The sequence below is a fragment of the Amycolatopsis sp. NPDC001319 genome (assembly GCF_042896185.1).
Lineage (GTDB): Bacteria > Actinomycetota > Actinomycetes > Mycobacteriales > Pseudonocardiaceae > Amycolatopsis.
Window position 1 is genome coordinate 73436 of the sequence record NZ_JBIAWY010000005.1, and the last position, 12844, is coordinate 86279.

At 70.5% G+C, this 12844-nt stretch carries 14 protein-coding genes; 6 read left to right on the forward strand and 8 right to left on the reverse strand.

Going from position 1 to position 12844, the window contains the following annotated elements:
• Positions 1–99: 99 nt before the first annotated feature.
• Positions 100–1068, forward strand: coding sequence for an SGNH/GDSL hydrolase family protein (locus ACFY1H_RS19535; protein WP_386948065.1), 969 nt, complete (start codon positions 100–102; stop codon positions 1066–1068).
• Here the strand turns inward: ACFY1H_RS19535 and map are convergent.
• The 3 genes from map to ACFY1H_RS19550 all read right to left on the reverse strand — a co-directional run bounded on the left by map (position 1055) and on the right by ACFY1H_RS19550 (position 4678).
• On the reverse strand, positions 1055–1912 hold the full coding sequence (gene map, locus ACFY1H_RS19540; protein ID WP_285969430.1) for a type I methionyl aminopeptidase: 858 nt from the start codon (positions 1910–1912) through the stop codon (positions 1055–1057). The two genes, ACFY1H_RS19535 and map, sit on opposite strands and share 14 nt — an antisense overlap.
• An 18-nt stretch (positions 1913–1930) precedes the next feature.
• Positions 1931–3754, reverse strand: coding sequence for a penicillin-binding transpeptidase domain-containing protein (locus ACFY1H_RS19545; protein ID WP_386948069.1), 1824 nt, complete (start codon positions 3752–3754; stop codon positions 1931–1933).
• Between the two features lie 69 nt (positions 3755–3823).
• On the reverse strand, positions 3824–4678 hold the full coding sequence (locus tag ACFY1H_RS19550; protein WP_366580999.1) for a GNAT family N-acetyltransferase: 855 nt from the start codon (positions 4676–4678) through the stop codon (positions 3824–3826).
• 80 nt (positions 4679–4758) lie between these two features.
• On the opposite strand from ACFY1H_RS19550, the gene ACFY1H_RS19555 reads away from it, so the two are divergent.
• Entirely contained in the window at positions 4759–4965 is a 207-nt protein-coding gene (locus tag ACFY1H_RS19555; RefSeq protein WP_366580997.1) for a DUF4177 domain-containing protein, read from the forward strand.
• Between the two features lie 261 nt (positions 4966–5226).
• Here ACFY1H_RS19555 and ACFY1H_RS19560 read toward each other — a convergent pair whose 3' ends face one another.
• Together ACFY1H_RS19560 and ACFY1H_RS19565 are read right to left on the reverse strand one after the other, a co-directional pair.
• Positions 5227–5625 carry a VOC family protein gene (locus ACFY1H_RS19560; protein WP_386948073.1) on the reverse strand — a complete coding sequence of 133 codons (399 nt, stop codon included), beginning with the start codon at positions 5623–5625 and terminating at the stop codon, positions 5227–5229.
• Entirely contained in the window at positions 5622–6446 is an 825-nt protein-coding gene (locus tag ACFY1H_RS19565; RefSeq protein ID WP_386948075.1) for a helix-turn-helix domain-containing protein, read from the reverse strand. The genes ACFY1H_RS19560 and ACFY1H_RS19565 overlap by 4 nt, the downstream gene beginning before the upstream one ends.
• A gap of 75 nt (positions 6447–6521) precedes the next feature.
• Here ACFY1H_RS19565 and ACFY1H_RS19570 point away from each other — a divergent pair, with 75 nt between their 5' ends.
• The gene (locus ACFY1H_RS19570) at positions 6522–6776 is read left to right on the forward strand and encodes a hypothetical protein (protein WP_220237842.1); all 255 of its coding nucleotides are present in this window, start codon (positions 6522–6524) and stop codon (positions 6774–6776) included.
• Positions 6777–6824: 48 nt separating this feature from the next.
• On the opposite strand, the gene ispG is transcribed toward ACFY1H_RS19570, so the two are convergent.
• The 3 genes from ispG to dxr all read right to left on the reverse strand — a co-directional run bounded on the left by ispG (position 6825) and on the right by dxr (position 10527).
• Positions 6825–7976, reverse strand: coding sequence for a flavodoxin-dependent (E)-4-hydroxy-3-methylbut-2-enyl-diphosphate synthase (gene ispG / locus ACFY1H_RS19575; protein ID WP_366580989.1), 1152 nt, complete (start codon positions 7974–7976; stop codon positions 6825–6827).
• 118 nt (positions 7977–8094) lie between these two features.
• A complete protein-coding gene (locus tag ACFY1H_RS19580; RefSeq protein ID WP_386948080.1) occupies positions 8095–9318 on the reverse strand; it encodes a M50 family metallopeptidase in 1224 nt (407 codons plus the stop codon).
• Positions 9319–9321: 3 nt separating this feature from the next.
• Positions 9322–10527: a 1-deoxy-D-xylulose-5-phosphate reductoisomerase gene (gene dxr, locus ACFY1H_RS19585; protein ID WP_386948083.1), complete on the reverse strand. Its 1206-nt coding sequence runs from the start codon at positions 10525–10527 to the stop codon at positions 9322–9324.
• Positions 10528–10631: 104 nt separating this feature from the next.
• On the opposite strand from dxr, the gene ACFY1H_RS19590 reads away from it, so the two are divergent.
• The 3 genes from ACFY1H_RS19590 (at position 10632) to ACFY1H_RS19600 (ending at position 12820) form a co-directional block, all read left to right on the forward strand.
• Positions 10632–10886, forward strand: coding sequence for a DUF2631 domain-containing protein (locus ACFY1H_RS19590; protein ID WP_366580983.1), 255 nt, complete (start codon positions 10632–10634; stop codon positions 10884–10886).
• 26 nt (positions 10887–10912) lie between these two features.
• Entirely contained in the window at positions 10913–11626 is a 714-nt protein-coding gene (locus tag ACFY1H_RS19595; protein WP_386948085.1) for a peptidylprolyl isomerase, read from the forward strand.
• Positions 11627–11752: 126 nt separating this feature from the next.
• Positions 11753–12820: an acyltransferase gene (locus ACFY1H_RS19600; RefSeq protein WP_366580979.1), complete on the forward strand. Its 1068-nt coding sequence runs from the start codon at positions 11753–11755 to the stop codon at positions 12818–12820.
• Positions 12821–12844 lie beyond the last annotated feature (24 nt).

A 12844-nucleotide genomic window follows, 5' to 3' on the forward strand; every position in this document is an offset into this window, starting at 1 on the left:
CGCGTGAGACTTGAACGTGAAAGTCTCTCAGATAAGTTGCGGCAGTCCCGCCGCCGCGCGAGAGTTCGATCACCATCCCCCGGACGAAGAGGTCACCTCGTGCGCCGTTCGCCCCTTGTCGTGTTGCTCGTGGTTGCCGGGCTGGTCGCCGGTGCCACCGCCACGGCCGCCAGTACGCCGTCGTTCCGCAAGTACGTCGCGCTCGGTGACTCGTACACCGCCGGGCCGCTGATTCCGTGGCAGCAGCTGAGCTGGTGTTTCCGGTCGAACAACAACTACCCGTCCTGGCTCGCGACGCGGCTGGGGATCTACGACACCGCCGGCGCGTTCACCGACGTCAGCTGCTCGTCGGCCGACACGTCGAACATGACGCAGCCGCAGGTCACGCCGTCGCCGAGCATTCCGCTCTCGACGCAACAGCCGCAGTTCGACGCGCTGCACGCCGACACCGACCTGGTCACGATCGGCATCGGTGGCAACGACGACAGCGTCTTCGGCGACCTCACCGGCACCTGCCCCACGCTGCGCGCCGACGACCCGACCGGCGCGCCCTGCCAGGAGCACTACACCGTGGACGGCGTGGACACCATGGCCGCCGCGGTGCAGGCGACCGGCCGCAACGTCGCGAAGGTCGTGCAAGGCGTGAAGGACCGCTCCCCCGCCGCGACGATCGTGCTCGTCGGTTACCCGCGCCTGCTGCCGCCCACGGGCACGTGCCCGAGCGTGATCCCGTTCGCCGACGGCGACTACGCGTGGGCGGACGGCATCGAGCAGAAGCTCAACGCCGCCATCGAAGAAGCCGCACAGAGCGAAGGCGTGCACTTCGTCGACACCTATGGCCCCAGCCTCGGCCACGACGCGTGCGCCGGCCGCGCCGCGTGGGTCAACGGCCAGAGCACCAACGTCTTCGAGGCCGTGGCCTACCACCCGTTCAAAGCCGGGATGGAAGCCGAGGCCGGCCTGATCGCGCAGGAGCTCGGCGTGCAGGGCAGTGCCAAGGCACCGGCGCCGAAGAGCAAGGCCGACCCCGCTCAGCTGGCCCGGGCCGCGCACCTCACGGGAGCGTGAGGATCTCCGCGCCGTCGGCCGTGACCACGAGGGTGTGCTCGAACTGGGCCGTCCACTTCTTGTCCTTCGTGGTCACGGTCCAGTTGTCATCCCACACGTCGTAGTCGATGGTGCCGAGGGTGATCATCGGCTCGATCGTGAAGGTCATGCCCTCCTCGATCAGCGTGTGGACCGAGGGCTCCTCGTAGTGCAGCACCGTCGGCGCGGTGTGGAACGCCGGGCCGACGCCGTGGCCGGTGAAGTCGCGCACCACGCCGTAGCCGAAGCGCTTGGCGTACGCCTCGATCACGCGGCCGATCACGTTCAGCTGCCGGCCGGGGCGCACCGCCTTGATGGCGCGCGCCGTGGCCTCGCGAGTGCGCTCGACGAGCAGCTTCGCCTCTTCGGAGACGTCGCCGGCGAGGAAGGTGGCGTTGCAGTCGCCGTGGACGCCGCCGATGAAGGCGGTGACGTCGATGTTGCAGATGTCGCCGTCCTCGATCACGGTCGAGTCGGGGATGCCGTGGCAGATCACCTCGTTGAGCGAGGTGCAGCACGACTTCGGGAACGCGCGGTAGCCCAGCGTCGACGGGTAGGCGTGGTGGTCGAGCAGGAACTCGTGCACGACCTTGTCGATGTCGTCGGTGCTCGCGCCGGGCTTGACGGCCTTGCCGCCCTCCTCCAGCGCCTGTGCGGCGATCCTCGACGCCACGCGCATGGCCTCGATCACCTCGGGCGTGCGCACACCGTTGCCGGTGTCCCGCTTCGGCGCCGGCCGGTCGACGTACTCGGGGCGGGCGATGTCGGCGGGAACGGCGCGGCGCGGAGTCTGGACGCCGGGCTTCAACGGGGCACGAACGGACATGCCCTCCAGACTACGACGTCACTTCGCGGCCACGCCCGCGAGGAACCGGTGGGCGGCGTCGACGGCCGGTTTCGACGAGCCGGCGTCGGTGAGCAGTACCGCGAACGCCAGGTCGCCCTGGTAGCCGACGAACCAGCCGTGGGAGTGCGTGCCGTCGCCGAACTGGGCCGTGCCGGTCTTCCCGCGCACGTCGGGCAGATCACGCAGGGCGGTGGCTGTGCCGGTGGTCACGACGTCGCGCATCATCGAGCGCACGGCGTCGAGCACCTCCGGCCGCGGCGCCGGGCCGAGGCCGCTCACCTTGGCGGGCTGGCCGCGCACCAGCGTCGGAACGGGGACTTTTCCGGACTGCACGGCCGCGGCGGCGAGCGCCATCCCGAACGGGCTCGTGACCACGGTCCCCTGCCCGAAGCCGTTTTCCGCCCGCTGCACCACGGAATCGGCCTTCGGCGCCGACCCGGTGACGGTCGTCAGGCCGGGGATCACGAAGTCGGCGCCGATGCCGAGCGAGCGCGCCGCGTCGGTGAGTGCCGTCGGCGAGAGGTCGGCCGACAGCTGGGCGAACGTCGTGTTGCACGACTGCGCGAACGCCTTGGCCAGCGGCACCGTACCGAGGTCGAAGCGGCCTTCGTTGGGCACCACGCGGCCGGCGAACGTCACCGTGCCCGGGCAGGCGACCGGTGAGTCGACCTTAACGCGGCCGGCCGTGAGCGCGGCCGTCGCGGTGACGATCTTGAACGTCGACCCCGGCGGGAAGCGGCCGGTGAGCGCGAGCGGTCCCTGTTCGTCGGCGGGCTCGTTCTGGGCGACGGCCAGCAGCTGCCCCGTCGACGGCTGCAGCGCCACGATGGCCGCGGCGGGCTTCACCGGTGCCAGGGCCTTCTCGGCGGCGGTCTGGATGTGCGTGCTGAGCGTGCTCGTGACGGCCGGCGGCTCCTTGGGCGGCACGGCGTCGAGCTCGCTGGCCTCGCTGCCGGTGACGTCGAGCGAGACGATCCGCCAGCCCGCGCCGCCCGCGGCCTGCTGCTCGACCATCGAGCGCAGCGCGGGCAGGATCTGGCGGCCGGTGTCGCGGTTGTCGGGCAGGAGGCGTTCCTGGCTCGTGAAGCGGACGCCGGGCAGGTCGTAGATGGTGGGCTTGACCTGCTCGTAGTCGGTGTCGCGCAAGGACAGCACGGGGTAGGCGGCACCGGGTTTGGTGGCCTTGATGCCGTCGAGCACGGAGCGGCCGGTCACCGTCGGCTCGAAGCGGTGCAGTGCCGAGCCGAGCTTGCTGGCGACGGCCGTGGTGTTGCCCGTCTTCGCCGGGTCCACGACGACGCCGATCACGGTCTGCGGGCGCAGCAGCGGGAAGCCGTCGCGGTCGAGCACCGGCGCGGGTTCGGCCGGGTCGGCCACGATCGCGATGCTCTGCGACGGCGCCAGCTGCGGGTGCACGACGGTGGGCTGCCAGTGCACCTGCCAGCCGTCTTCGGCCGAGCGCAGCTGGGCGTCGGAGGTGTAGCTCCAGGTGCGGCCCTTGGGCAGGTGCCAGGTGAGGCGGTAGCCGCCGGTGGCGTTGTCGCCCGACTGCTTCACGGTCTCCTCGCTCGCCTCGATCGACTCGGGTTTGAGCGCGGTGCGAACCTGGGTGAGCAGGATCTTCGCGGCGTCGGGTGAGTCGGTGCGCGCGGCGGCCGCGGCGACGTCACCGGTGCTGACGGCGGTGAGGAAGGCGGCGAGGGTGTCTTCGGGTCCGTCGGAGGAGAACAGGCCGCAGCCGGCGAGCGGCAGGACGGTCGCGACGGCGGCGGTCAGGGCCGCTGCGCGGTGTCGACGGTGCGGGTGCCGACCAGGTGCCATGCGTCGGATCGAACCAGCCCGGCGGGCGCGTTCCGGGCCGAAACGCCGACCCGGAAGGGCGAATCGGGTTCAGAACAGGACGGTCGCGTACTGGCCGACCTGCTGGAACCCGATCCGGCGGTACGCGGCGAGGGCGGGGCTGTTGAACGCGTTGACGTAGAGGCTCGCGGTGCGGCCGAGGCCGTGGACGAGCCGGTTGACGACCGCGGCCGTGCCCGCGGTGCCCAAGCCCGCGCTGCGGCGCTCCGGGTGCACCCACACGCCCTGGATCTGGCCGACGCCGGCCGACATCGCGCCGATCTCGGCCTTGAACACGACCTCGCCGTCTTCGAACCGGGCGAACGCCCGTCCGGTGGCGATCAACTCGCTCACGCGGGCGCGGTAGCTGGCGCCGCCGTCGCCGCTGCGCGGGTCGACGCCCACCTCCTCGATGAACATCGCGACGGCCGCGGGCAGGTAGCGGTCCAGCTCGTCGGGCCGCACCGCGCGCACGTGCGGGTCGGCTTTCACGTGCGGGCTGCCGTCGAGCGCCATCAGCGGCTGGTCACCCCGCACTTCGCGGGCGGGCCCCCACTCGCTCGACAGCTCGTCCCACAACCCCAGCACCTGCTCGGCCGGCCCGACGAGCGACGAGCATGTGCGCTGGCGGCGCAACGCCCGGTCCGCGAACGACCGCAACGCCGACGCGTTGCCGCGCAACGGAATCAGGTTCGGGCCGGCAAAACACAACCCCTGGAACCGCGTGGACCGCCCCGGGCGGCCGTCGGAAGCCCAGAGCTCGCCACCAAGCCGCCACGGGTCGAGGCCCGCGGCCTCGACCCTGGCGCTGACCATGCAGCTGCTCACCGGGTCGGCGGCCAGTGCGGCGCGCACTGCCGGATAGTCCCGATCGTCGAGCAGCCGTGCACCTGCAAGCCGCAACACAGTGTCCAGAGTGCCAGATGACGCGGATGAACGGAACGCAAGCCCACCGACACGCTCAGATGAACGGCACAATCGGACGTATGCAGCGCTACACGTACAAGGTCGTCGAACTCCGCGAGAAGATGCTGGGCGGCAAAATGTCCGGCGACAAGCTGGAACGCCTCCTCAACGACGAGGCCAGCGACGGATGGCAACTGAAGACCATCACCTCGGCTGACGTGAAGGGCCGGGTGGGACCTGGAGGGGTGGACGGACTGTTGGTGACGTTCGAACGACCGGTCCAGTAGCCGGTCGCGGCGCGCCGGCGGCCGGGTTTCGAGGCTCGGGGCCGACGGGACAAACCCCCGCCCTCGCAAGGGGGCGTCCCTCGTCCATTCTATCGCCCGCCCCCGACAAAACCCGTGGCCAAGTTCCGAACCGGCCGAGTTGTCCACAACTCGGCGACGGTATGGACAACTCCGGCCGTGATCGAGGCCTGCAGGCTCGGTCCGACGCGAACGCCCGGTTCTCTGCGCAAGACGAGGAACAGCACAAGCACCAAGCGGCGCTCACGCGCCCCGGTAGGTGCCGATCGTCCAGCTGTTGCCCTCCGGGTCGCGCAGGCTGAAGGTGTGCGAGCCGTAGTCGGTGTCGTGGGGGGCGAGGGTGATGTCGGCGCCGGAGGCGGCCACGCGGGTGTGGATGGCGTCCACGTGGTCGGAGACGACGTAGATCGCGCCGGTGCCCGGTTTCATGGCGTCGTGGACGTTGTCGGCGGGGCCATCGCAGCTGCCGAGCATCACGCCGCCGCCTTCGGGCCAGCGGAGCTCGGCGTGGGCGATGGCGCGCTCGGCGCCACCGGGGACCACCAGCGTCTCCTCGAAGCCGAGGACGTCGACGAGGAAGCGCACGGCCGCGGGGGCGTCGTCGTAGCGGAGGGCGGGCCAGACTGTCGGTTGAGGTGTCATGCCGTCGAGTCTGGTTCCGCGGGCACCGAGTCGTCTTGGAGGAACGGGAGCTCTTCGGCGATCCACGTCCGCGGTGAGCACCCCGCGAGAGCGCGCCATTCGTTCGACAGGTGCGCCTGGTCGTAGTAGCCGGCGTCGACGGCCACCGTGGCCAGGTCCGAGGCGCCGGCGCGCAGGAGGCGGCCGGCGCGTTCGAAGCGCAGCACGCGCGCCACCTGCTTGGGGGCCAGGCCGACCTCCGCGCGGAAGCGTTCGCCGAAGTGCCGGCGGCTCCAGCCGACCGACGAGGCGAGGTCCGTCACCCGTACGCCGCCCGAACGCGCCCGCAGGAGCCGCCAAGCCTCGCCCAGCTCGGGAGCCGGAGGGGGCGCCGAAGCAGCCGAAGCAGCCAGCACCTCGTCCAGCACGGCGAATCGCGTGGGCCAGTCCGCAGCTTCGAAGAGGCGCGAAGGCAACGAAGCCCACGGCCGGCCGAACTCGGCCAGGTCCACGACCCGCCCGCTCAGCTCCGCGGCCGTCACGCCGAGCAGGGAACGCACGCCCAGCGGATCCAGTTCGATGTGCAGGCCGCGCTGCACCCGGTCCTGCGTGATGAGCGCCGGCGAGGTGTGCAGGCCGCCGACCAGCGCCTGCAGCGTGCCCGAGCCGGGCAGGCCGGCGAAGCGGATCGGCTGCTCCAGGCTGATGATCAGCGTCACGTGCCGCGACGGCAGGCCGCGGTGGACCGACAACGTGACGTCGTCCTGGGCGTAGCCGATGTAGCGCGTGACCAGCGGCCGCAGCACCGGGTGCGGCAAGCGGGTGGCCCAGCTGTGACTCACCTGACCAGCGTAGGCCGGAAGGCGCCGGTTTCTGCTACCACGGACAGCGGGGGCCACCGGAGAAGGGACGCGGCAGTGACCATCCAGGAGCAGGCCCAGCAACTCGAACTGCTGGCCGACTCGGTGCCCACCGGCATCGCCCTCGCGACGAAGGGCGAGCTGGAGGACCTGCAGTCGCAGGTGCTCGGGCTGCTCGGCGAGACGTCCACCGCCACGTCCATCCAGGGCGCGATCCAGCTGGCCAGCCAGCAGATCGACGAGGTCGCCGCGGCGCTGGAGAACGTGCGCATGCAGATCAAGGACGCCGCCCAGCACCACCTGCAGGGCTGAAAAAAACCGGCCCCGCACCCGAAGGCGCGGGGCCGGTCCGAGAAAAACTCAGCCGACCGTGACGCTCGGCGAACCCTCGCCGATGCTCTCGCCGGCTTCCTCGGCGATGCGCATGGCCTCTTCGATCAGGGTCTCCACGATCGCGTGCTCGGGCACGGTCTTGATGACCTCGCCCTTCACGAAGATCTGGCCCTTGCCGTTGCCGGACGCGACACCCAGGTCGGCCTCGCGGGCCTCGCCGGGGCCGTTGACGACGCAGCCCATGACCGCGACGCGCAGCGGGATCTCCATGCCCTCCAGACCGGCCGTGACCTGGTCGGCGAGCGTGTAGACGTCCACCTGCGCGCGCCCGCACGACGGGCACGACACGATCTCCAGCTTGCGCGGCCGCAGGTTCAGCGACTGCAGGATCTGCGCGCCGACCTTGACCTCTTCGACCGGCGGGGCCGAGAGCGAAACGCGGATGGTGTCGCCGATGCCCTGGCGCAGCAGAGCGCCGAACGCGACGGCCGACTTGATCGTGCCCTGGAACGCGGGCCCGGCCTCGGTGACGCCGAGGTGCAGCGGGTAGTCGCACTGCTCGGCGAGCAGCTCGTACGCGCGGACCATCACCACCGGGTCGTTGTGCTTGACCGAGATCTTGATGTCGTGGAAGTCGTGCTCGGCGAAGAGCGAGGCCTCCCACATCGCCGACTCGGCCAGCGCCTCGGGCGTGGCCTTGCCGTACTTCTCGAGCAGGCGCTTGTCGAGCGAACCGGCGTTGACGCCGATCCGGATCGGCGTGCCGTGGTCCTTCGCGGCCTGCGCGATCTCCTTGACCTGGTCGTCGAACTTGCGGATGTTGCCCGGGTTCACGCGCACGGCGGCGCAGCCGGCCTCGATGGCGGCGAACACGTACTTGGGCTGGAAGTGGATGTCGGCGATCACCGGGATCTGCGACTTCTTCGCGATCGCGGGCAGCGCCTCGGCGTCGTCGGCGGACGGGCACGCGACACGGACGATGTCGCAGCCGGCGGCGGTGAGCTCGGCGATCTGCTGGAGGGTGGCGTTGACGTCGGAGGTCAGCGTCGTCGTCATCGACTGGACGGAGATGGGGAAGTCGCTGCCGACACCGACGGAACCCACGTGGAGCTGGCGGGTTTTGCGGCGCTCGGCGAGGACGGGGGGCGGCAGTGCAGGCATACCTAGCGCGACGGTCACGTCCCCAGCCTACCTACTCCATCCGGCCCTGCTTCAACGAAGTCAACCGTCACGGTGAGCAGCGTTACCCCCGGTCGGGGGCCCACCGGCCGGGTAGTGACCCGACCGGTGGGACCGGTTACTGCAAGCGAATCGGGTTCACGATGTCCGCTGTGACCGTCAGTAGAGTGATTCCGCCGCCGATCACGACCAGCACCATGGTGACGGCCGAAAGCTTGGTGTAGTCGACCGGTCCGCCCGCCGCCTTGCCACGCAGGCCGCGCAGCCAGTCGCGCACCTTCTCGTACCAGACGACGGCGATGTGCCCGCCGTCCAGCGGCAGCAGCGGCAGCAGGTTGAACACGCCGATGAAGAAGTTCAGGCTGGCCAGCAGGAAGAAGAAGATCTGCCACAGGCCCTGCTCCACGGCCTCGCCGCCGATCCGGCTCGCGCCGACGACGCTGACCGGGGTGTTCGGGTCGCGCTCGCCGCCGAAGATCGCGCTGACCACGGCGGGGATGCGCTCGGGAAACTCCACCAGGCGCTGTGCGGTCTGGGCGAACATGTCGCCGGTGAAGGAGAACGTGGCGCCGATGCCCGTGATGCCGTTGTAGTGCAGGTAGGCCGGCGGGATCACCGTGGAGGCGCCCATCATGCCGACTTCGTGCACCTTGCCGTCGGTGCCCAGCCGCTGCACGCGCGGAATGTCGACCACCAGGTTCACGGTCTGGCCGCCGCGCTGCACGGAGATCGGCGTGGGGCCCTTCGCGGCCTGCACGACCTGCAGTACGTCGGTCCAGCTCGCGGTGGGCTTGCCCGCCACGGAGACGATCTTGTCGCCCGCCTTGATTCCGGCCGTCGCCGCCGGCGTCGGCGCGCCGGGCGGACACGAGGTGTCGCTCAGCTGCTGCGTGGTGGTGGCCGCGCGGGCGCAGGAGGTGCTCTGGATGACCGGCTGCACCGGCTCCGACGCGGCCGCGATGTTCGGCAGGCCCATCGTGACCGACATCAGGTACAGCACGATGAAGCCGAGGATGAAGTGCGTGATCGAGCCCGCCGACATCACGACGGTGCGCTTCCACGTCTTGAACCGCCACATCGCGCGCGGCGCCTCGTCCGGGGTCACCTCGTCGAGCGCCGTCATGCCGGCGATGTCGCAGAAGCCGCCGAGCGGGATCCACTTCGCGCCGTACTCGGTCTCGCCGCGCTTGAACGAGAAGATCGTGGGCCCGAAGCCGATGAAGTACCGGCGGACCTTCATGCCGAACATCTTGGCCGTGACCATGTGGCCGGCCTCGTGCAGCGCGACGGAGATGCAGATGCCCAGGGCGAACAGCACCACCCCGATGATGTAGGCGAGCACGCGCTACTTCCCCTTACCCAGCATCGATCCTGCGCGCCCTCGAGCCCAGCGCTCGGCGGCGAGTACGTCCTCGACGTCGCGCGGTTCGCGACGCCATTCGTCGGCGGCTTCGACCACCTGGGAAACAGTGTCCACAATCGACGTGAAACCGGTGTTCTGCGCGAGGAAGGCGGCCACGGCCTCCTCGTTCGCGGCGTTGTAGACCGCCGGCAGGCAGCCGCCCACGGTGCCCGCGTGGCGCGCCAGCTCGACCGCCGGGAAGGCCTCGTTGTCGAGGGGTTCGAACGTCCAGCTCGCGGCCGTGTCCCACGTGCACGCCGCGGCGGCGCCGGGCACGCGCTCGGGCCAGTGCAGCGCGAGCGCGATCGGCAGCCGCATGTCGGGCGGGCTGGCCTGGGCGATCGTCGAGCCGTCGACGAACGTCACCATCGAGTGGATGATCGACTGCGGGTGCACGGTCACGTCGATGCGCGCGGGCTCGATGCCGAACAGCAGCGCGGCCTCGATCAGCTCCAGGCCCTTGTTGATGAGCGTGGCCGAGTTGATCGTGATGACCGGGCCCATGGACCACGTCGGGTGCGCCATCGCCTGCTCGATCGTCACGTCGGCGAGGTCCTCGCGCTTCTTGCCCCGGAACGGCCCGCCCGACGCCGTGAGCACCAGGCGCGCGACCTCGTCGTCCCGGCCGGAGCGCAGGGCCTGCGCGATGGCCGAGTGCTCGGAGTCCACCGGCACGATCTGCCCCGGCTTCGCGGCCGCGAGCACGAGCGGCCCGCCCGCGATGAGGGACTCCTTGTTGGCCAGCGCGAGCGTCGAGCCGGTGGCCAGGGCCTTGAGCGTGGGCTGGAGGCCCTGCGACCCGGGCAGGGCGTTGAGCACGACGTCGACGTTCACGGCGTCGATGAGCTCCGTCACGGCGTCGGCGCCGGCGAAGATGCGCGGGATGCGGAACTCGCCCTTCGAGTAGCCGCGCCGCTGTGCCTCCGCGTACAGCGCCAGCTGCAGGTCTTCGACCACCGTCGGGCGGCTCACGGCCACGGCCTCCACACCGTGGGCCAGGGCCTGCGCGGCGAGCGCCTGCGGGTCGGAGCCACCGGCGGCGATGCCCGCAACGGTGAACAGGTGGGGGTTGCGGGCGGTGACGTCGAGGGCCTGGGCTCCGACGGACCCGGTCGAGCCGAGCACGAGGACGCTTCGCGAGGTAGTCATCGCACGCCATTATCGCCCGCCGAGCCGCGGCCCGTCTCCGCGGAGCACTCGGGGGTGTGGGATCATTGCGGCGTACGAGGTTGAGCGGGTCAGGAGGAGTGATCGTGGCAGGCAAGGCGATCGAGAAGCGCCCCGCGGTGGACCCGCGCGACGAGCCGTCGGCCGAGTGGGGCTGGCACGGCTCGTTCCCGAAGGCCACGCGCATCGCCGGCTGGGTCAGCGTCGTCATCCTGCTGCTCATGCTCAAGGGCAACCACGAGAACAACACCGAGAACGTGTGGCTCATCGGCCTCGCCGCGTTCCTCGCCCTGTTGCTCGTGCTCGACTTCCGCAAGCGCCGCACGGCCTGGCGCAAGTAGGTTCACGTTCGCTACCTTGCGGGGCTATGACGTCACGCTGGGTCGCTCTTGTTCTTTCGGTCGTGGCCTTGTCGTTCGGGGCCTCTGTGGCGTTGTTCGCCGTGCCGGCCACTGCTGCGTCCGCTGCTGTTGAGTCCGCGGCTGCTGAGTCCGCCGCCGCTCCGGTTGTCCGCTGCACCTTCACGCCGACGCCCGACAACCCGGCGGCCCGTCCGGTGCTCCGGCCCCTGCCGTTCGCGCTGACCCGCGGGACGGTCGACGTGACGTTCCATTTCAACTACGGACCGGTCACCGTGCGCTTGGACCGCGCGGGCGCCGCTCCGTGCGCGGTGGCGAACATGGTGTCGCTGGTTCTGCAGCACTTCTACGACCGCTCCCAGTGCTGGCGCCTGTCCGACTCCGAGCGCCTCGGCGTGCTCCAGTGCGGCGACCTCTACGAAGTCGAAAAGGGCGGCCCGGGCTACAAGTTCCCGGACGAGGTGTCGGGCACCGAGACCTACGAGCGCGGGACGATCGCGATGGGCAACCAGGGCCCGGGGACGAACGGGAGCGAGTTCTTCATCGTCCATTCCTTCGCCCACATCCCCGCCCAGTACTCCGTGCTGGGCAAGGTCGTGCGCGGCATGGACGCCATCGACCGCATGGTGAAGGACGGCATCGTGCCGACCGACCCGAACGGCCCGCTGGACGGCGCGCCCAAGCACCCGGTGAAGATCGCGACGGCGTCGTTCGGCCGATGAACCCCCGGTCGGGGGCGGCCTAGAACCCACCTCTGACCTGCACGAGTCACCCCAAAGAGTGAATATCACTCAAGTCCGTTTACAGTACGCGAGCAGTCGGGCGGCGGACCGGGGGAACTCATGCTGATGACCCACGAAACCTACCTCGCCACCAGGCGGTTCCCGGCGCTCGACGGGGTGCGGGCGATCGCCGCGGTGCTGGTGGTGGTGTTCCACTTCGGGGGCAGCGCGTGGGTGCGCGCGAACGGGTGGATCGGGGTGCACGTGTTCTTCGTGCTCTCCGGGTTCCTGATCACGACGCTGGCGTTGCGCGAGGAGGACCGCACCGGCCGCGTGTCGCTCAAGAACTTCTACCTGCGGCGGGCGTTCCGGATCCTGCCGGTGTACTACGTGGTGCTCGGGATCTTCGTCGTGGTCACGGCGGCCCGGGGTGAGCTGCGCTCCAGTGGCCTGTTGGGGGCGCTCCCCTGGTTCGCGACGTTCCTCAACGAGTTCCACGTCGTCGGGGTGTTCGGGGTGGCGTGGACGCTCGGCGTCGAGCAGAAGTTCTACCTGGTGTGGCCGGTGCTGGCGTTCGGCGTCGCCGGGCTGGGCTTCGCACGGAGATTCGGGTTCGCGGCAGGGTTGGCCGTGGCACTCGTCGCGCTGGTGCCCGTGCTGCCGTACTCCGGTGCGTACGCGTCGATCGTGATCGGCTGCACGATGGCCGTCGTTCTCCACCACCGCAAGGGGTTCGCGGTCCTGAGGCCCTTCACGCACCCGGCGGCGGGCTTCGCCGTCGCCGCGGTGATCGTGGTGGTGCAGGTGTTCTTCACCGACCTCACCGTCGCCCTCCACGACGACGGCGGTGTCGCCGTCGGCACGACGTACGCGGTGCTCGTGGCGCTGCTGCTGCCCTCGCTCGTGGCCGGTGGGCCGCTGAGCCGGGTGCTGTCGGTGAAACCGCTGCGGTTCGTCGGGGAGCGGTCGTACTCGCTCTACCTCATCCAGTCCATCGCCGGCTGGACGCTCGCGGGGCTCGTGCCGCAGCTGGCGCACCCGCGCACGCTCACGGCGGTCGGTGTCACGGCCATCGCGCTGCTGATGGCCGATCTCCTCTACCGCTGGGTGGAGGTGCCGATGATCGAGCTCGGCCGGCGGGTCACGGCGAAGCGCGCCGAGCCGACCCCGGTGAAAGAACCCGTCCCCGCGTGAAAAAGGGCCGCCCCGGGAACGAAT